Below are 16,989 nucleotides of genomic sequence, written 5' to 3'. Positions count from 1 at the left end.
AGCGGAATATGTACTATGGATTAAAAGAGCAGTTGTCCTGCATATCTGTCTTCAGGTGGATGTCTGCGTTTTAAATGGCTGATTTGGGTCACTATGCTTTCGTATTTTCCGCCTTGTACCTGGGTTCAAATTGAACCCATGCAATGTAAATAGGGCAGGCGTCATCAAGGTCTGGTCCATTTAGGCGATTAACAAGCGTTGGCTTTTGGCTGTAGGCAAACCATACGAGACACGGTTGTTCGCGCTGCTCGTAATACAATGGCTAGCCTGTTTGCCAGAATGGATATGAGCATGATGATGAAACCACTTCTGCTTTGCCTCAGTTGTCTGCTGTTAATAGCTGCCAACCCGGCTTGGGCCGATGTAAGCCGTGATGATGCTGCGGCGATTGCCCAGCGCCAGAGCGGTGGGCGGGTGTTATCGGTGGAAAGAGCCGAGCGCGATGGCCAGCCCGTATGGCGGGTTAAAGTGGTGACAGCGCAGGGTGAAGTCAGAGTGATATTCATTGATGTGGCTACGGGCCGGGCTGGTTAAGCGATGCGATTACTTTTAATTGAAGATGAAGCCCCATTGCGCCATAGCTTGAAAAAGCAATTGGAGGCAGATGGCTATCGGGTGGATGAAGCCGCAGATGGCGAGGATGGCTTGTTCCAGGCCAATGAATATCCAGTGGACCTTGCGATTGTTGATCTGGGCCTGCCAAAGCTCAGTGGCTTGTCTGTTGTGGAGAAGATACGCGCCAACGGCAAGACATTGCCGATTCTGATTCTGACGGCACGTGGCAGCTGGCAGGACAAGGTGACAGGCCTGGAAGCCGGCGCGGATGATTATCTGGTCAAACCGTTTGAATACCCGGAGTTGGCTGCGCGGGTGAAGGCGTTGTTGCGCCGTTCTTTGAAGGCAGCCTCCGATACCTTGACGTTGGGGCCGATCAGCCTCGATTTTTCTGCCCAGCAAGCCAGGGTAAATGGCGTTGCGGTTGATCTCACTACATTTGAATACCGCATGTTGGAATACCTGGTACGTGAACGGGCCCGGGTGGTGAGCAAGCAGGAGCTATCGGATTACCTTTACCCGCACGATGAGGACCGCGACAGCAATGTGCTGGAAGTGCTGATAGGCAGATTGCGGCGCAAGTTGGACCCTGATGGCTCGCTTGCACCGATCGAGACTTTGCGCGGACGGGGTTATCGCTTCGTACTTGAGCCGGGTTGATGGGGTCTGGTTCCATCCGCACCCGGCTGATGTTGGGTGCTTTCTTTGTTTTGACCAGCTTTTTGGCGGGTGCCGGTTACGCCCTTGAGCGTGCTTTTTTTGATAGTGCTCTCTCTGCCCACCGTGCACGACTGCAAGGTGATGTCTACTTACTTATGGCCGCTGCGGAGCTCGATGCGGATGGTGCTTTGGTGATGCCGCCAGCGTTGACAGAGCCTCGTTTTTCCCTGCCGAGTTCCGGCCTGTATGCCAATGTTTCCAATCCTAACCATCGGGAAGAGTGGCAATCCTCTTCCACTTTAGGGGTGCGGCCGCCGTTTCCTCGTGGACTCCAGGCTGGCAAGTGGTTCTATGACGAGCGTGAACGCGATGGCAAGCGTTACCTTACTGCGGCCTATGGTGTGCTATGGGCGGATGGCCCCCGCGCACAGCCGTTGAGCTTCGCTGTGGTGGAGGAAGACACTGAGTTCCAGCGCGAATTGAAACAGTTTCGTAACACGCTATGGGCCTGGCTGGGTGGTGCAGCCTTGGTGTTGTTGATTGCACAGACCCTTTTGCTGGGTTGGGGGTTAGCCCCCTTACGTCGTGTGGCGCGTGAGATCCGCCGGATTGAAGGCGGCGAACAGACGCGGCTGGAAGAGCAATACCCTACTGAGTTGGCAGCGTTGACTGACAACCTGAATACATTGATCGAGCAGGAACGTGCACGGCAGCGGCGTTACAAAGATGCGTTGGGTGATTTGGCCCATAGCCTGAAAACCCCGCTGGCGGTATTGCGTGGTGGCTTGAGTGACCCCACCACGTTGATGCAGACCGTGGAAGAGCAGGTTGCACGCATGGATGGCATCGTGCAGCACCAGCTGGGCCGGGCGGGAGCAAGTGGAGCGACCCGTTTTGCACCAGCCTTGGTTCTGGCCCCTGTTTTACAGCGTATTGTCGATTCGTTGGGTAAGGTTTACGCCGAGCGTAATCTGCAATTTGAAATTGATTGCCGACCAAAGCTCAGTTGGAAGCTCGATGAAGGGGATGTGTTTGAGGTTTGCGGGAACGTGATGGACAACGCTGCAAAATGGGCCCGTAGCCGCGTACGTTGTTCTGTGCGGGTTGAAAACCGAAGTCTGGTGCTCTGTTTTGAAGATGATGGACCGGGGTTCAGCGATACAAGCGCAGCTCTTCAACGCGGTGTGAGACTGGATGAGCAGGTACCGGGCCATGGCATCGGCCTTACTGTGGTGGCGGATATCGTTGCAGCCTATGGTGGCGAGATCAACCTGACGCGTAGCGGGCTGGGTGGCGGACGGGTTGAGATTCGATTGCCCGCAGCTGCTTGAGTTGAGCCCGTGTTTCTTTAAGTTTGAGCTGCATTGTCCTGTGTGTTCGGCTTGTTAGCCTCTCAGCGTGGTGGAGAATCCTCGCTCTGCGAGTCCTTTCTGTTGATCATGTCATCCCCTGTCTTTTTCCAACTGGCGTTTGCCAACTATGAAGCCGCTTGACCTCTCGCTTTATCTTGTACTGGACCCTGAGCTTTGTGGCGGTATGGAGGGGATGGTAACAACGGCAAGAATGGCCGCAGAGCATGGTGTGACCATCGTGCAACTGCGTGCACCGCATTGGAAGAAGCGCCAGTGGATGGAAGCTGCGCGATCGTTGAAGACAGTGCTTGATCCGCTGAATGTGCCGCTGATCATTAATGACCATGTCGACATTGCGTTGGCTGTCGATGCGGCTGGTGTACATGTCGGCCAGGCGGATATGCCGGTTGATGTGGTGCGCCGCTTGATCGGGCCAACCAAACTGCTCGGGCTATCGACTTCGAATAGCGTACATATGGCTGAGGTGTCTGTAGAGCTGGTGGATTACATCGGGGTGGGGCCGGTTTATCCAACCGGCACCAAGCTTGATGCTTCTCCGGTGATTGGTTTGAGCACCTTTGGCCAGTTGATGAGCGAGAAGCCGTTACCCGCGGTCGCAATCGGCGGTATCAAGGCTGGTATGGCCGGGCCGTTGATCAAAGCTGGGGCGGATGGTGTGGCTGTGGTTTCGGCGATTTGTGGGCAGGCAGATCCGGCTGCCGCTGCCGCCATGTTGAGCGCTGAGATTCGTGGAGCTCGATCATGATCCCCAATGTACTGACGATTGCGGGTTCCGACTCGGGTGGTGGTGCTGGTATACAGGCCGACCTCAAAACATTCTCTGCACTTGGGGCTTATGGCCTGAGTGTGGTGACGGCATTGACTGCCCAGAATACATGCGGTGTTAAGGCAGTCCACCCAATTCCCCCCGATTTTGTTGCTGCCCAGCTTGATGCAGTTTTCAGCGATATCCGGATTGATGCCGTGAAGCTTGGTATGTTGGCCAATACAGGGGTCATCCACGCAGTGGCGGATTGTCTGGGTCAATATTGTGGTGCTTATGTGGTGCTGGATACCGTAATGATTGCCAAAGGCGGCCATCCATTACTTGAACCTTCTGCCATCCAGGCGATGCGGCAGAGACTGTTGCCGCTCGTTACGTTGATTACACCGAATCTGCCAGAGGCTGCGGCTTTGCTCGACTGTACTATGGCCGAGACTGAAGATGCCATGCTTGAACAGGGCAGGGCGTTGCTAGAGCTGGGTGCGCGGGCTGTGTTGATGAAGGGTGGGCACTTGGGTGGTGAGGAAAGCCCGGACTGGTTGGTTACACCCGCCGGGGAAATACGCTTTAGCCGGCAGCGCGTCATCACAAAGCATACGCACGGTACAGGATGCACGTTATCCGCAGCACTGGCGGCTTTGCGACCAAGCCATGTGGACTGGACCAGTACGGTGGCGGCTGCACGTGACTATTTGCAGACGGCTCTGGCAGCGGCTGATCAACTCAAGGTAGGCAACGGTATTGGCCCGGTACACCACTTTCATGCTTGGTGGTGAACCGTTACATGCCAATACACGTTAAACCGACTCCAAAGCCAGTAGTTCCTCGATAGTCTGACGTCGGCGAATCAAGCGGTCAGCATCACCATCTACCAGCACTTCGGCAATCAAAGGGCGGGAATTGTAGTTGGAAGACATGCTGGCCCCATATGCGCCAGTATCGTGAATGACCAACAAGTCACCAACTTCGGCGTGGGGCAGAGCGCGAGGTAGCACTACGCCACCATCACCTTGTGTAAAAACATCGCCCGATTCGCATAATGGCCCGGCGATAATGCTTTCACCCAGCGGCCGGACACTGTTAGTGGCAGGTATTAGGCTGATATGGTGGTAACTGCCGTACATGGCTGGGCGCATCAGCTCGTTAAAGCCGGCATCCACCAATACAAAATGATTGTTGCCAGCCTGTTTTGTTGCGCGTACTTCTGTCAGTAGGCATCCGGCTTCTGCAACCAGATAACGGCCGGGTTCAATTTCAAGCCCAAGCGGGTGGCCAACGATTACTTCCGCTTTACTGCGTGCGGTATTCCATAGCCCGAAATAGTGGGTCGTATCTATGGTGGCATCACCGTCCTTGTAGGGAATCGACAGGCCCCCCCCTGCAGAGATGGCGTGTAAATCGTGGCCTTTGGCATGGGTCTGCCGTACCAGGTTGACCATGGCATCGCAGACTTGGCTCAGATGACTGTAATCGACACCAGACCCGATGTGCATATGCAAGCCTTGTAGATGCAGGCCATGCTTAGCGATAGCATCCAGTGCGGTACCTAGCTCGGTATGCCAGATACCATGCTTGCTGTGTTCACCACCCGTGTTGGTCTTGTTGCTATGGCCGTGGCCAAAACCGGGGTTGATACGTAGCCACACTTTGTGACCAGGCGATGCGGTACCGAGTTGATGCAGCATATCAATAGAGCCGGCATTGACCGGCACTTGGTGCTCAACTACGGTTGCTAGCGTAGGGGCATCGAACAGGTCTGCGGTGAATACGATGCCAGGTGTGCTGCCTGTACTGTCATAACCAGCTGCCAATGCACGAAGTATTTCTCCGCGCGATACCGCATCCACCTTTACGCCTTGTTCCCGCATAAGTCGCAGAATGTGCGTGTTGGAGCATGCTTTCTGCGCAAACCGAATGGTATCGAACGATCTGAGTGCGGCAATGCGGGCACGAATGATGGCCGTATCGTAGATCCAGAGCGGGCTGCCATAAGTATTGGCGAGGGTTACAAGTCGGTCGGATGCGATAGACAGCATGGTATGGCTTTCGGAAATTGGTGTTCTAAGAACCTATTTACGCTCTTGCTACGCAGCCTCATGTACCCAAGTACATTCCAGTTATTGTGCTGCTCTGCGCTCTGCTGACAGCTGCTCGCGACAGATCGTAAGCAGGTTCTAGCCAGTGAAATCACATTGTGTGGATAGATGGAGTCATTACTTGGCATGCTGGGCTCAAGCTGTCATGCTGTCCAATAGGTTTATTTCAGGTAACTATTCATTTTTGATATGGCTGAACCTATATCGCACCGCTTGATTGATGTGTTCCGCGCAGTAATGAGTACTGGCAACATCACAGAAGCGGCACGTCTTATGCACAGTTCTCAGCCGACCTTGAGCCGTGAATTGGCAAGGCTGGAGCATGTATTGGGTTATGCACTGTTCAGTCGCACCAAAGGGCGTTTGCAACCCACTGCCCGTGCATTGACATTGTTTGCGGAGGTTCAACGTAGCTACCAGGGCTTGGACCAGGTGATCAGTACGGCGCGACAGCTCGGAAGGGGCGAGCAAGGGCAGATCAGCATTCTTAGCTTGCCGGCACTTACGCATGCGCTATTGCCTCTCGCAAGTGCGCGCTTCTTGAAGGATGCGCCGGGCGTGCAGTTGTCCATCACCCCACAGGAACCGCCGTTACTGGAAGCTTGGCTAAGTGCCCAACGATTTGACCTTGGCTTGATTGAGCAGCATGAGGTGCCTTCTGGAACTAGCCTTCAACCCTTGATACTGGCTGATGAGGTATGTGTATTACCTGCGGGACATCCGCTCTTGGCCAAGCCTGTACTGACGCCAGCTGATTTTTTGGAACTGCCCTTTGTGAGCTTGTCAGGGCACGATCCGTACCGGTTATTGCTGGATCAAGTATTTGCGGAGCAGGGGATCAAGCGGTTGATGACTGTAGAGACGCATAGTGCGGTAGCAATATGTGCCATGGTGCGGGAGGGGATAGGCTTATCCATCATCAATCCGCTGACTGCGTCAGCATTTGCGAGTGATGGACTTCATGTCCGCCGTTTCAGTGTATCCATTCCCTATCGGGTTGGTATGGTGTTACCAAATCATCGTCCGGCAAATGACTTGTTACCGGATTTCGTAAACGCGTTACAGCAAAGTGCGAGTGATGTGCTACATCGGCTGGTATCGGAATAGCCTGTAGCTGTATGACGACGATGGGTGAGTAGGCGTGCTGGTGTTATCGCCAGAAGTAAGAACCTGTTCAAAGTTTTCTGCGCGTCAGCGATACGGCGAGGCTTTGAACAGATTACTAAGAAAAAGAAAAGCCATCCGAGAGGATGGCTTTTCTTTGAACGGCACGCTGAGATTTCAGCTTTTAGTGGCGTCCCCACGGGGATTCGAACCCCGGTAGTCACCGTGAAAGGGTGGTGTCCTAGGCCTCTAGACGATGGGGACTTAGCCTATTGGTCAATTAGTGTGGGGCTAATCGACCGAATTCTTGGTGGAGGTAAACGGGATCGAACCGATGACCTCTTGCATGCCATGCAAGCGCTCTCCCAGCTGAGCTATACCCCCAAACGTACTGCATGCAACTTCTATGGTGAACTTAAAGTCTAGTTTTTGCTAGCTCTAGGTTTTAAGCTGGCGTCCCCACGGGGATTCGAACCCCGGTAGTCACCGTGAAAGGGTGGTGTCCTAGGCCTCTAGACGATGGGGACTTAACCTGTAAATTAATCAGCATGGGGACTGACTAATCTGAATCTTTGGTGGAGGTAAACGGGATCGAACCGATGACCTCTTGCATGCCATGCAAGCGCTCTCCCAGCTGAGCTATACCCCCACTCGGGCTTCGCTGAAAGCTGCGCTGCAGCGAAGAGACGCGCATAATAAGGAGGTTGCTGGTACTTGTAAACACCTTTTTGCAATTACCAGAGCTTCCACCAAGGCGATTCACCAAAAATGTTTGTTTCAGTGAGTTTTGTTTGCGGATAGTTCTGTTTGATTACACGTCGGGCATCATCACGTAGCTCTTGCTGGCCGAGTTTGTCGTAGGAGGCTGCCATGATGAACAGTGCAGTTTCCACCCGGTCGGTATTGGCGTAATTTTCCAGCACGCTCTTGCTTCGATTGGCTGCGGCCAGATAAGCACCGCGGTTGAAATAATATTGGGCGACATGCAGCTCATGGTCGGCGAGCGCTGTGACGAGGAAAGCCATCCGGTCGCGTGCATCAGGGGTATAGCTGCTGTTGGGGAAACGGGTTACCAGATCATTGAAAGCTTCAAAGGACTCGCGTGCGGCTTTGGGGTCCCGTTCAGCCATATTCTGACGTGAAATTCGAGCAAACAGACTGCGGTCTTCGATGAAGTTGACCAAGCCCTTCAGATAAAGCGCGTAATCGACATTGGGGTGCGTTGGGTGCTGCTTGAGAAAGCGATCAATTGCGGCCAGCGCCAGAGTCGGCTCCTGATCTTTGAAATTGGCGTAAGCGACTTCCAACTCCGATTGTTGCGCATACTTGCCGTATGGATAGCGCGCTTGAAGTGTTTCAAAAAGCTTCACGGCACGGGTGTAATTGCCGCCGTCCAGTTCGGTTTTGGCTTCGGTGTAGAGCTCTTCTACGCCGGGTCCGGCGTTATCTGCCGCAGATTTGGGCGTGCCTGCGCAGGCGGCGAGCAGAAGGGTGGCGGTCAGTAACGTTACAATGTGCTTCATGAAACACTCCGATATCGAAGCAGAAGATTATAGCGAGTCGGACGCGCTCGTACGCGTCACATTGCCAAGTAATAGCGGTGGCCGCTTTGATGCGGCACTCGCTGCTGTATTAAGCGACTATTCCCGTAGTCGGCTTGTTCGTTGGATGGACGAAGGCAGGGTCTTGCTTGATGGCAAACCTGCTAGCCCAAAAACCAGGGTATGGGGTGGCGAAGTCGTCGAAGTGATGACAGAGCCAGACCCAGAGGAAGTAGCGTACCAACCCGAGCCGGTCGAATTCCCCGTTGTGTATGAAGACACTACCTTGCTTGTCATCGACAAGCCGGCAGGGTTGGTGGTTCACCCAGCTGCGGGAAATTGGTCGGGCACCCTGCTGAACGGTCTGTTGTATAAGTATCCCGATCTTGCCAGCGTCCCCAGAGCTGGAATCGTGCATCGCCTAGATAAAGATACCAGTGGATTGATGGTGGTTGCTCGCAACTTGAAGGCGCAGACCGATCTGGTCAGGCAACTACAGGCAAGGACGGTAAAGCGGCATTACATGGCGATTGCGCAGGGTGTACTGACACGTGATGGCACAATAAATGCGCCGATAGGCCGTGATCCCAAGAACCGATTGAAGATGGCTGTGGTCGAAGCGGGTAAGCCTGCGATTACCCATTACAGCGTCGTCGAGTCCTATCCGCGGCACACATTGGTGGAGTGTCGTTTGGAAACAGGCCGTACCCACCAGATTCGCGTGCATATGGCCCATTTGGGCCATGCTCTGGCAGCAGACCCGGTTTATGGCGGAAGGCCGGGAAGTCTCTCGACCGAGCTCAAGGCCGCGCTGGTGGTGTTTAATCGGCAGGCACTACATGCAGCCAAGCTGGCCCTTGTGCATCCGGAAACTGGGGCTCAGCAGCAGTGGGAAAGTCCGATACCGGTAGACATGCTTCAATTGATTGCACAGTTGCGTAAGGAAGCCATATGAAAGAATGGTTAGCCCATGCTTTGATACCTGAGTGGCCAGCACCTGTGCGGGTAAGCGCGCTGATGACAACCCGCTTGGGTGGGGTAAGCTCGGGGCGCTACAGCAGCTTGAATTTGGGTACCCATGTCGGTGACGCGCCAGCAAACGTGGCGGCCAATCGGGCCCTTGTAACGGCTGATCTGCCGGCAGAGCCAGTTTGGCTTGAACAGGTGCATGGTACTGCCGTTATTGATGCCGCCAGTGTAGTGGGTACTGTGCCGCAGGCTGATGCAGCAGTGACTTTTCACCCCCGTACGGTTTGTACAGTGATGACGGCAGATTGCCTGCCAGTGTTATTCGCCCGTATGGATGGTAGTGCTGTGGGTGCGGCGCACGCAGGGTGGCGTGGCTTGCACGGGGGGGTGTTGGAGGCGACAGTATCGCGTCTTGGACCGGCCGATCAGATTGTAGCTTGGTTGGGGCCGGCTATTGGGCCAACAGCCTTCGAAGTGGGCGACGAGGTGCGCGATGCGTTCGTCGCTAACGATATGGCTGCCGCGGAAGCCTTTCTGCCTGGCGTGGCAGAGGGGAAATGGTGGGCGGATATCTATTTACTGGCCAAGCAGAGGTTGGCTGCCATCGGTGTCACCCAGGTGTATGGTGGTAATTGGTGCACGGTTGGCGACCCAGACCGTTTCTTTTCATATCGCCGCGATAAAACGACGGGACGTATGGCAGCCTTGATCTGGCTGGAGGCGTGATGAAACGGCTCAATAAAAACGGCAGCCTTTATGGCTGCCGTTTTTATATGAATTTAATCGAACAGCTCTTCCAGAAAGCTCTTCTTGCGGTAGGGTTTTTGGCCGTAGTGCTTATCGTGGTGATGCCGGTCGCCGTGGTGGCGTGAGTCAGCATACTGTTGTGGTTGCGGCGCCTGGTAGGCTGGTTGGGGAGCAGGGGCCGCGGTGCTGCGGCTTTGCTCCAGGATTTTGTCCAGTTCACCGCGGTCAAGCCAGACACCGCGGCACTGTGGGCAGTAGTCGATCTCGACACCAGCGCGTTCGCTCATGACCAGCGCGGTTTCCTTACAGACGGGGCAATGCATTTACTTCTCCAGATTGGGGGAGGGCTATGACAGTTGACTGCGGAAACTGGGGAACAGTTCCTTGGCACTTAATATGTGAGCAATGTCTTGCAATACAGCCGGATAGGGCCATTTTATAGCGGGGTGGGGCCTCGGATATCGCAGTTGATGATGTGTACCCACGCACTGCACTTTTAGTTATTTTTCATCCCTGTCACCAAGGTGGTGATGTTGTAGCGCATCATGGCCAAATAATTGGCAGCTGGCCCATCGGCTTTGGAAAGCGCATCGGAATACAACCGGCCACCTACTGTTGCGCCCGTTTCGCGGCTGATCTGCTCCAGAAGCTTAGGGTTGCTGACATTCTCAACGAAGATGGCTTTGATGCGTTCTTGTTTGGCTTGGCGAATTAACTGCCCAACACTTTTTGCAGAGGCCTCCGCATCGGTATTCATACCTTGTGGCGCCAGGAAGGTGATCTGGAACCGGTGACCAAGATACCCAAAAGCATCGTGGGATGTGATGACGCGCCGTTTGGCGAGGGGGATGCTGGCCAGTTGCGTGTCTGCCCACTTTTCCAGTGCATCGAGTTCCTTACCATACTGTTCTGCCCGCTGATGGTAATAAGCGCTATTGGCCGGATCCGCTTTCGCCAACCCCTCAGCGATATTTGTGACATATAGCCGTACATTGCTGGGATCTTGCCAGGCGTGTGGATCGGTTTTGCCGTGGTCATGCGAGTGACCTGCATGATCGTGCTCATCGACAGGGTAGGTTTTCACTTTGTCGCTGGCAGTTACCCGTGCGCCTTGATAGCGGCTTGCCCGCGCCAGTCGGTCCATCCAGCCTTCAAATGCCAAGCCATTGAGTACGACAACTTTTGCTGTAGCCAGCGTTTTGCCATCCTGTGGGCTCGGCTGGTAGACATGCGCATCACCATCTGGGCCGACCAAGGTCTTGACTTCCACTTTGTCGCCGCCGACTTGCTGGACCAGGTCGCCAAGAATGCTGAAGGAGGCAACTACTGGAAGTTTGTCGGCAAGCGTATGAAGGCTAAGTACAGCAAGCGCTGTACACAGCCAAGGGGACATTCTCATCGGATACTTTCAAATAGGGAGGAATACGGTGTACTAGGCTTCCAGGTGCTCACGACCGAGCCAGCGTCTGATCAGGCCACCACGGGTACCGAAAGCCAGCGAGGCAAAATAAGCCAAACCCGCTGTCAGGATGATGCTTGGGCCTGAGGGAAGGTCACCATGGTAGGAGATCAGTAGACCGGCGTAACCGGCCATCAGGGCAATGGCGAGAGCAATCGCCAGCATGGCGGGCAGCTCTTTCGCCCATAGCCGTGCGCTGGCAGCCGGCAACATCATCAAGCCAACCGCCATCAATGTACCCAGGGCTTGAAAGCCTGCCACGAGGTTGAGCACTACCAGGATCAGGAAGGCGAAGTGGGCCAAGGCGCCTTTTCCTCCCATGCTTTGCAGGAATTCTGGATCGAAGCTTTCCACGACCAATGCGCGGTACAGTACTGCCAGTACCACCAAGGTGATCGTGGCTACGCTGGCAAGGAAAGTCAGCGCAGTGGCGTCGACAGCGAGTACGGTGCCGAACAGGATATGCATCAGATCGACATTGCTACCCCATTTGGATACCAGCAATACCCCCGATGCGAGTGACACCAGGTAGAAGGCGGCAAAGCTTGCGTCCTCCTTCAACTGGGTGGCACGGGTGACCAGGCCAGCAGCCAGTACAACCACCAGGCCGGCTATCAAGCCACCTATGCTCATGGCGGTGAGGGAGAGACCATAGAGAATAAAAGCGATAGCGGCGCCGGGGAGAATGGCATGGCTCATCGCATCACCAACCAGACTCATACGGCGCAGTACCAGAAAGAGCCCAATGGGGGCGCAACCAAGCGCCAGTGCAAGACAACCAATAAGCGCGTGGCGCATGAATGCGAATTCAGCGAACGGTTGCCAGAGGATTTCGTAAGGGCTCATTACTTCAACTTCAATCTGCCGTGTGGCAATCAGTGGGTGTGCAGGGCGTGATCATGTGGTTCAGATGGTGGCGGTGTTTCATCCCGATGGCAGACTGCAGCGCCTTCATCCCAGCTTTGTGGCATGCCGTTGGCACGGGCGAGATTGGCGGGGGTCAACACGTCGACTGTTGGGCCCCAGGCAATGCATTCTTTCGCCAACAGCAGCGTTTGGGGAAAGTAGGTTCTCACCTGCTCGTAGTCGTGCAATACCGCAACCACTGTGCGGCCTTCACGTCGCCAGCCGGCAATCACATCTAGCAAGTCCGCGGTGGTCTTTGCGTCCAGTGCGGTGAACGGTTCATCCAACAGAATCAGCCTTGCATCTTGCAGTAGCAGGCGGGCGAACAATACGCGTTGGAATTGGCCTGCGGATAATTCATCCAATGGGCGTGTGGCGAAGCCGGCCAAGCCTACTCTGCTTAATGCTGCTTCCGCACGTTGACGCGCTCCCTGGTTGACCCGTCCAAACCAACCCGAGCAACGCCAGTCACCCAGCAATACGGCATCTTGAACCGACAACGGGAAGTCCCGTGCTACGGCAGCTTGCTGGGGCAGGTAGGCAATATCGCGTGGTTTCAGGTGGGCAAATTCAATGGCGCCGGAAGGCGTTTGCATCAAACCGACGATCGCTTTGAGCAAGGTACTCTTACCTGCGCCATTCGGGCCGACGATGGCAGTGAGCTCACCTGCCATGAAGCCACCGGAGATGTGATGCACAACCGGGTGGCGATGGTAGGTGAGTGTCAGGTTATGCAGGTGGATTGCCGCATCCTTTGGCACTGCCTCTGTGTGTGAATGTGGGTGAGAGTGCAAGCTCATGCTTCGTTCCCCAACGCCCACCAGACTGCGGCCCAAAGCAAGGTAAGCAAGGGCATGACCAGCAATACACGCTGGAAGGCCGACAGTGCTATCAAGCGGGTTTGCCGTTTCATGGATTGCTTTCGTTCTCACTATTACGGCAGCTGGCGCACAGGCCTTTTACCTCGATGTCCTGCGCGGCCACGCTAAAACCGTAGGTCGCAGCATCTTCAGCCAACCTGGCCTCCAACACTTCATCGCTGAGCTCTTTCACCGTATGGCACTGGTTACAGATCAGCATTACGCCGTGGTGCGGATGTTCGAAGTCGCAACAAGCCACAAACGCATTTTTTGACTCAAGCTTATGCGCTAAGCCTGCCGCAACCAGAAAGTCGAGCGCCCGGTACACCGTTGGTGGGGCTGCAGTCGGTTTTTGTTTCTGAATGGCGGCCAACAAGTCATAGGCTTTCATTGAGCCTGGCGCAGAAAGCAGCAGTGACAAGACTTCACGGCGTTGGTCTGTCAGCTTCTCACCGCGCTTGGCGCACCATTGCGCAGCGGCAGTGAGATTCTCTTCCAGCGAAAGTGTAGGTGAGGTAGTCATTGAAAGATGTTATAACATATCAATTTGATTGAGCAAGCTTTCTACAAATTAACGGCCAAAGTGTTTGAGCTGGGGGTTTTAGAAGCGAATGGAAAAACCACTCTCTGTAGAACGGGAGTAGATTTTGCTGGTTTTGAACGGGCGCTTATTCTGCGGAGTAGATAATCCTATTTAGGAACAGTCTTGTAGATCGGTATTACGTTCTCGCTCATTGTGGGCCGGCGTACCCGGATATTCTCAGCTACTCTGGTTCCGGAAACCCTGAGAGCCTGTGATCTGTCGCGATCGGCTGTAAGCAGGGTGTAGAGCAGCACAGAAACCGGAATGTACTTAGGTATATGAGGTAAGCCTTGATCACAGCTGTGTAGCAAGATCGTAAACAGGTTATTACATTTTTGACCCCGGAAATTGTAGATGTCGCGTTTATTCCGTTTTGCCGTGTTACTCGTGTTCTTGGTGGGCACATTTGCCTATGCAGACGAACGCCCACGTGTAGCTTTGGTTCTGGGCGGGGGCGGTGCCCGTGGGTTGGCGCATGTCGGGGTACTGAAAGTATTGGAAGAAGCGCGCATTCCCGTTGATTGCGTGATAGGAACAAGTATCGGCGCGTTGGTGGGGGGGCTATATGCCTCTGGTGAAACGGCTGATGCAATCAGTAAAGAGGTAATAACTATCGATTGGGATGATGTATTGAATGATCGCCCCAGTCGAGCGCAGCGCCGTTATCACGATAAGCAGGATGATTGGGTCGGCCTGGGCGGGTTTCAGCTGGGTTTGTCCGATAGCGGATATATGTTGTTTCCTAAGAGCGCGCTCGGCACGCAAAAGGTAGATTTGTTGATCCGGCGGTTGGTGCAAGGTGCAACAGTCGATTTTTTTGACAACTTACCGTTGCCTTATCGAGCTGTAGCAGCTGACTTGGAAAGTGGCGATATAGTGGTTTTGTCGCGTGGCGATCTGGCAGGTGCGATGCGTGCCAGTATGGCAGTGCCCGGTGTGTTTCCCCCCGTGGAGCGGGATACACGTGTGCTGATTGATGGCGGTATCGCACGCAACCTACCGGTGGATGTAGCACGTGGTGTTTGTGGCGAGGTTGTCATTGCCGTGGATGTTGGTTCGCCATTGCTAAGCCGCAGAGAGACCAGCGATGTATTGGCTATTTCCGACCAAACCATGCGGGTGTTAACTCAGCGCAATGTGGATGAACAGATTCGTTCGTTAAATACCCGTGATGTTTTGATACGTCCCAGTCTTGGCGCTATGTCTTCTGCCGACTTCACTGACGGTGCCACTGCACAGTTGGCTGGTGAAAAAGCCGCGCGTGACTTGCTGCCTATGCTGCGTTCTTTGAGCGTGAGTGAAACGGACTATGCCAATTGGCGAGCGAAACTTGAGTCGCGGCGCTTCAAGTCAGGTTTGATAAGGGCTGTGGATGTTGAGCCAACGCGCTTTGTTAACCCTGCTGTGCTGCGGGAGTTACTGGATGTGAAGCTGGGCAAGCCATTGGATGTTGATGAATTGGAGAAGCGGCTTACCTATGTATATGGCCGTGACGATTTTGAACAGATTGATTACCGCCTTGTACCTGTACAGGATGGGTATGCAGTCAATTTATCCGCACGGGAAAAATCCTGGGGGCCGAGGTATCTGGATTTTGGATTGGGGCTGCATACTGACTTTGAAGACTCACAGGGATTCCAACTTTCTGGCCAGTACAAACGAAAATGGCTAAATGCATTGGGTGCTGAGTTTAAAACACGGCTTACATTAGGGGAAAATCGAGGAATATATAGCGATATCTATCAGCCCTTAACGCTTAATGGCGAATTATTCGTGGCATTGCATGCCAATTGGAATACGAAGCCAGTGGCTGTATATGCGGCGGGGATAAAAACCTTAGATTATCGAAAAACATCTCGAACTATTGGTTTTGATGTGGGTTCGGCGTGGGGACGTTGGGGTGAAGTCAGGCTGGGGGTTGAGCGCACAAAGTTCAATGCGACTTCGATTAGTGGAGACAACGACAAGTTTAAAGTGAATGACGGCGGTGTTCGATTTAGCATAGGTTACGACCAGCTGGATAATGCCAAATATCCACGTGAGGGTAGCTATGCGCGTTTGGATTGGTATCATTCATTACATAGCTTGGGAGCCGCCGACGAAGAGGATGAATTCTATTCGGGTGTTCTGGATTTGAAGCAGGCTATTCAAATAGGTAGTTGGTCATTTTTAGCCAGTGTCAATGGCGCTGTCTCCGATACTAAACGATTCGATGTATTACCCGCAGTAGGGGGATTATTTAAGCTCTCTGGGTATGTCGAGAATGAAATACGAGCCGGAAAGATTGTCCGTACACAAATTAGGGCATCTCAAGATTTTGGCAAGTTATCGCGGTTCTTAGGCAGATCGGTTTTTTGGGGCACCTCGCTTGAAAATGCTCGGCTATGGGACTCTGAGGTATTGAATCTTCAGCATGTGGAACGATCAACCTTGCATTCGGTTGCTTTATTTATTGGTAGCGATACACGAATTGGTCCTGCTTACTTTGCTTTGGGCTATGGCGACAACAAGAAAATGCGGGTTTACCTGAGTATTAATGGTGATTATTGATCTGCCTACCTTAGAACCTATTCAAAGTCTTGCGAGTTAGGGCGAGACAAGACGAAAAAAACCGTTTTCAGGCTCTGTTGTGTACTGCGGGTTTGGTGACTAGCGTATCGATGGAGATTCCGCTGGGGCTGTATTGTCGTGTACAACGTGAGCATCGGTAGCACTGTCGGCCGCCTTGTCACCTTTATCGATACAGGCCTCGTTACGTTCCTGTATGGCGCGTTCCCGTGCTGCACGTCGTTTTTTGCTTAAGGTGCTCAACCAGAGAAAGCCCGGTACGATGCCGGCAAAAAACAAGGTGAAGAAACCGGAAATGAAATGGCCGCTAAGCATTGCGACGATGGCCACCATGCCGATAACGTAAAAGTAGCCAATAGCAACAATAAGCATGGATAGGGTTCGCTAGGTAAGGGGTAAAAGATTAATTCGTGTGAATATGAATAAAGCAAGTGCTTGATTGTATTTTGAGCGCCACTACTTTTGATTGTCTTTCTTTTTGAGTCCTGCCGCCATGCGTACCCGCATCACAGAATTGTTTGGTATTGAGCGCCCCCTGATCTGTCCAGGGATGAGCTACATCGCCGTACCCGAACTTGTCGCAGCAGTTGGCAACGCGGGTGGGCTGGGTATTCTGGCAACCGGACCAATGAGCGCTGACTAGACACGTGCTGCAATCTGCCGGATACGTGAATTAAGGTAAACCCCCGGCGAGCAGCATCTATCCACGGCAGGCGCTTCGGGTTTATGGCGTGCGCCGTGCTTCGATGAAACGATGGAGCGGTTCGTAGGCCACGCGCCACTGATGCCCATCAACCTGCAGCGT

Annotated in this window: 18 protein-coding genes and 4 tRNA genes; 10 read left to right on the top strand and 12 right to left on the bottom strand. The window is 53.8% G+C overall.

Annotated features, from left to right (window positions below; all coding sequences use genetic code 11):
- The first annotated feature begins 291 nt into the window (after positions 1–291).
- The 5 genes from ACUHMQ_RS11705 to thiD all read left to right on the top strand — a co-directional run bounded on the left by ACUHMQ_RS11705 (position 292) and on the right by thiD (position 4,127).
- The gene (locus ACUHMQ_RS11705) at positions 292–534 is read left to right on the top strand and encodes a PepSY domain-containing protein (protein WP_445295642.1); all 243 of its coding nucleotides are present in this window, start codon (positions 292–294) and stop codon (positions 532–534) included.
- A gap of 3 nt (positions 535–537) precedes the next feature.
- On the top strand, positions 538–1,215 hold the full coding sequence (locus ACUHMQ_RS11700; protein WP_445295641.1) for a response regulator transcription factor: 678 nt from the start codon (positions 538–540) through the stop codon (positions 1,213–1,215).
- Positions 1,215–2,546: an ATP-binding protein gene (locus ACUHMQ_RS11695; RefSeq protein ID WP_445295640.1), complete on the top strand. Its 1,332-nt coding sequence runs from the start codon at positions 1,215–1,217 to the stop codon at positions 2,544–2,546. Before ACUHMQ_RS11700 ends, ACUHMQ_RS11695 begins: the two co-directional genes overlap by 1 nt.
- Before the next feature lie 148 nt (positions 2,547–2,694).
- Positions 2,695–3,333 (top strand): thiamine phosphate synthase, encoded by a 639-nt coding sequence (thiE, locus tag ACUHMQ_RS11690; RefSeq protein ID WP_445295639.1) that lies wholly within the window; start codon positions 2,695–2,697, stop codon positions 3,331–3,333.
- Positions 3,330–4,127: a bifunctional hydroxymethylpyrimidine kinase/phosphomethylpyrimidine kinase gene (gene thiD / locus ACUHMQ_RS11685; protein ID WP_445295638.1), complete on the top strand. Its 798-nt coding sequence runs from the start codon at positions 3,330–3,332 to the stop codon at positions 4,125–4,127. The genes thiE and thiD overlap by 4 nt, the downstream gene beginning before the upstream one ends.
- Positions 4,128–4,148: 21 nt before the next feature.
- Here thiD and lysA read toward each other — a convergent pair whose 3' ends face one another.
- Complete coding sequence (gene lysA / locus ACUHMQ_RS11680; RefSeq protein ID WP_445295637.1) at positions 4,149–5,387, bottom strand: diaminopimelate decarboxylase; 1,239 nt, start codon at positions 5,385–5,387, stop codon at positions 4,149–4,151.
- A gap of 249 nt (positions 5,388–5,636) precedes the next feature.
- On the opposite strand from lysA, the gene ACUHMQ_RS11675 reads away from it, so the two are divergent.
- Positions 5,637–6,554, top strand: a complete 918-nt coding sequence (locus ACUHMQ_RS11675) for a LysR family transcriptional regulator (protein ID WP_445295636.1) — start codon at positions 5,637–5,639, stop codon at positions 6,552–6,554.
- A 185-nt stretch (positions 6,555–6,739) separates the two neighbouring features.
- Here the strand turns inward: ACUHMQ_RS11675 and ACUHMQ_RS11670 are convergent.
- The 5 genes from ACUHMQ_RS11670 to ACUHMQ_RS11650 form a co-directional block, all read right to left on the bottom strand.
- Positions 6,740–6,815 (bottom strand) — tRNA-Glu (locus tag ACUHMQ_RS11670).
- Positions 6,816–6,859: 44 nt separating this feature from the next.
- Positions 6,860–6,935 (bottom strand) — tRNA-Ala (locus ACUHMQ_RS11665).
- 67 nt (positions 6,936–7,002) lie between these two features.
- A tRNA-Glu gene (locus ACUHMQ_RS11660) sits at positions 7,003–7,078 on the bottom strand.
- Positions 7,079–7,124: 46 nt separating this feature from the next.
- Positions 7,125–7,200, bottom strand: a tRNA-Ala gene (locus ACUHMQ_RS11655).
- A gap of 85 nt (positions 7,201–7,285) precedes the next feature.
- A complete protein-coding gene (locus ACUHMQ_RS11650) occupies positions 7,286–8,074 on the bottom strand; it encodes an outer membrane protein assembly factor BamD (protein WP_445295635.1) in 789 nt (262 codons plus the stop codon).
- Between ACUHMQ_RS11650 and rluD the strand changes: the two genes are divergently transcribed.
- Positions 8,073–9,047, top strand: coding sequence for a 23S rRNA pseudouridine(1911/1915/1917) synthase RluD (rluD, locus tag ACUHMQ_RS11645; RefSeq protein ID WP_445295634.1), 975 nt, complete (start codon positions 8,073–8,075; stop codon positions 9,045–9,047). The two genes, ACUHMQ_RS11650 and rluD, sit on opposite strands and share 2 nt — an antisense overlap.
- Positions 9,044–9,787 (top strand): peptidoglycan editing factor PgeF, encoded by a 744-nt coding sequence (pgeF, locus tag ACUHMQ_RS11640; protein WP_445295633.1) that lies wholly within the window; start codon positions 9,044–9,046, stop codon positions 9,785–9,787. The genes rluD and pgeF overlap by 4 nt, the downstream gene beginning before the upstream one ends.
- A gap of 53 nt (positions 9,788–9,840) precedes the next feature.
- Here the strand turns inward: pgeF and ACUHMQ_RS11635 are convergent, their stop codons facing one another.
- The 5 genes from ACUHMQ_RS11635 to ACUHMQ_RS11615 all read right to left on the bottom strand — a co-directional run bounded on the left by ACUHMQ_RS11635 (position 9,841) and on the right by ACUHMQ_RS11615 (position 13,556).
- Positions 9,841–10,131 carry a TFIIB-type zinc ribbon-containing protein gene (locus ACUHMQ_RS11635; RefSeq protein ID WP_445295632.1) on the bottom strand — a complete coding sequence of 97 codons (291 nt, stop codon included), beginning with the start codon at positions 10,129–10,131 and terminating at the stop codon, positions 9,841–9,843.
- A gap of 173 nt (positions 10,132–10,304) precedes the next feature.
- Positions 10,305–11,207 carry a metal ABC transporter substrate-binding protein gene (locus ACUHMQ_RS11630; protein ID WP_445295631.1) on the bottom strand — a complete coding sequence of 301 codons (903 nt, stop codon included), beginning with the start codon at positions 11,205–11,207 and terminating at the stop codon, positions 10,305–10,307.
- 33 nt (positions 11,208–11,240) lie between these two features.
- Positions 11,241–12,113 (bottom strand): metal ABC transporter permease, encoded by an 873-nt coding sequence (locus ACUHMQ_RS11625; protein ID WP_445295630.1) that lies wholly within the window; start codon positions 12,111–12,113, stop codon positions 11,241–11,243.
- Positions 12,114–12,142: 29 nt separating this feature from the next.
- Positions 12,143–12,973, bottom strand: a complete 831-nt coding sequence (locus ACUHMQ_RS11620) for a metal ABC transporter ATP-binding protein (protein WP_445295629.1) — start codon at positions 12,971–12,973, stop codon at positions 12,143–12,145.
- A gap of 109 nt (positions 12,974–13,082) precedes the next feature.
- Positions 13,083–13,556, bottom strand: a complete 474-nt coding sequence (locus tag ACUHMQ_RS11615) for a Fur family transcriptional regulator (protein ID WP_445295628.1) — start codon at positions 13,554–13,556, stop codon at positions 13,083–13,085.
- Positions 13,557–14,111: 555 nt separating this feature from the next.
- Here ACUHMQ_RS11615 and ACUHMQ_RS11610 point away from each other — a divergent pair.
- Positions 14,112–16,166 carry a patatin-like phospholipase family protein gene (locus ACUHMQ_RS11610; protein ID WP_445295627.1) on the top strand — a complete coding sequence of 685 codons (2,055 nt, stop codon included), beginning with the start codon at positions 14,112–14,114 and terminating at the stop codon, positions 16,164–16,166.
- A 99-nt stretch (positions 16,167–16,265) separates the two neighbouring features.
- On the opposite strand, the gene ACUHMQ_RS11605 is transcribed toward ACUHMQ_RS11610, so the two are convergent.
- Positions 16,266–16,556, bottom strand: coding sequence for a hypothetical protein (locus ACUHMQ_RS11605; RefSeq protein ID WP_445295626.1), 291 nt, complete (start codon positions 16,554–16,556; stop codon positions 16,266–16,268).
- Between the two features lie 121 nt (positions 16,557–16,677).
- Here ACUHMQ_RS11605 and ACUHMQ_RS11600 point away from each other — a divergent pair, with 121 nt between their 5' ends.
- Entirely contained in the window at positions 16,678–16,827 is a 150-nt protein-coding gene (locus ACUHMQ_RS11600; protein ID WP_445295625.1) for a nitronate monooxygenase, read from the top strand.
- Positions 16,828–16,989: the final 162 nt, after the last annotated feature.

Source organism: Chitinimonas violaceus (assembly GCF_052601015.1).
The sequence above is the reverse complement of the archived record's forward strand: the minus strand, read 5'-3'. Positions and strand labels throughout refer to the sequence as shown.

Coding starts and splice junctions, on each gene's coding strand:
- ACUHMQ_RS11705 (WP_445295642.1), top strand. CDS start 292: ATGATGATGAAACCACTTCTGCTTTGCCTCAGTTGTCTGCTGTTAATA.
- ACUHMQ_RS11700 (WP_445295641.1), top strand. CDS start 538: ATGCGATTACTTTTAATTGAAGATGAAGCCCCATTGCGCCATAGCTTG.
- ACUHMQ_RS11695 (WP_445295640.1), top strand. CDS start 1,215: ATGGGGTCTGGTTCCATCCGCACCCGGCTGATGTTGGGTGCTTTCTTT.
- thiE (WP_445295639.1), top strand. CDS start 2,695: ATGAAGCCGCTTGACCTCTCGCTTTATCTTGTACTGGACCCTGAGCTT.
- thiD (WP_445295638.1), top strand. CDS start 3,330: ATGATCCCCAATGTACTGACGATTGCGGGTTCCGACTCGGGTGGTGGT.
- lysA (WP_445295637.1), bottom strand. CDS start 5,387: ATGCTGTCTATCGCATCCGACCGACTTGTAACCCTCGCCAATACTTAT.
- ACUHMQ_RS11675 (WP_445295636.1), top strand. CDS start 5,637: ATGGCTGAACCTATATCGCACCGCTTGATTGATGTGTTCCGCGCAGTA.
- rluD (WP_445295634.1), top strand. CDS start 8,073: ATGAAACACTCCGATATCGAAGCAGAAGATTATAGCGAGTCGGACGCG.
- ACUHMQ_RS11650 (WP_445295635.1), bottom strand. CDS start 8,074: ATGAAGCACATTGTAACGTTACTGACCGCCACCCTTCTGCTCGCCGCC.
- pgeF (WP_445295633.1), top strand. CDS start 9,044: ATGAAAGAATGGTTAGCCCATGCTTTGATACCTGAGTGGCCAGCACCT.
- ACUHMQ_RS11635 (WP_445295632.1), bottom strand. CDS start 10,131: ATGCATTGCCCCGTCTGTAAGGAAACCGCGCTGGTCATGAGCGAACGC.
- ACUHMQ_RS11630 (WP_445295631.1), bottom strand. CDS start 11,207: ATGAGAATGTCCCCTTGGCTGTGTACAGCGCTTGCTGTACTTAGCCTT.
- ACUHMQ_RS11625 (WP_445295630.1), bottom strand. CDS start 12,113: ATGAGCCCTTACGAAATCCTCTGGCAACCGTTCGCTGAATTCGCATTC.
- ACUHMQ_RS11620 (WP_445295629.1), bottom strand. CDS start 12,973: ATGAGCTTGCACTCTCACCCACATTCACACACAGAGGCAGTGCCAAAG.
- ACUHMQ_RS11615 (WP_445295628.1), bottom strand. CDS start 13,556: ATGACTACCTCACCTACACTTTCGCTGGAAGAGAATCTCACTGCCGCT.
- ACUHMQ_RS11605 (WP_445295626.1), bottom strand. CDS start 16,556: ATGCTTATTGTTGCTATTGGCTACTTTTACGTTATCGGCATGGTGGCC.
- ACUHMQ_RS11600 (WP_445295625.1), top strand. CDS start 16,678: ATGCGTACCCGCATCACAGAATTGTTTGGTATTGAGCGCCCCCTGATC.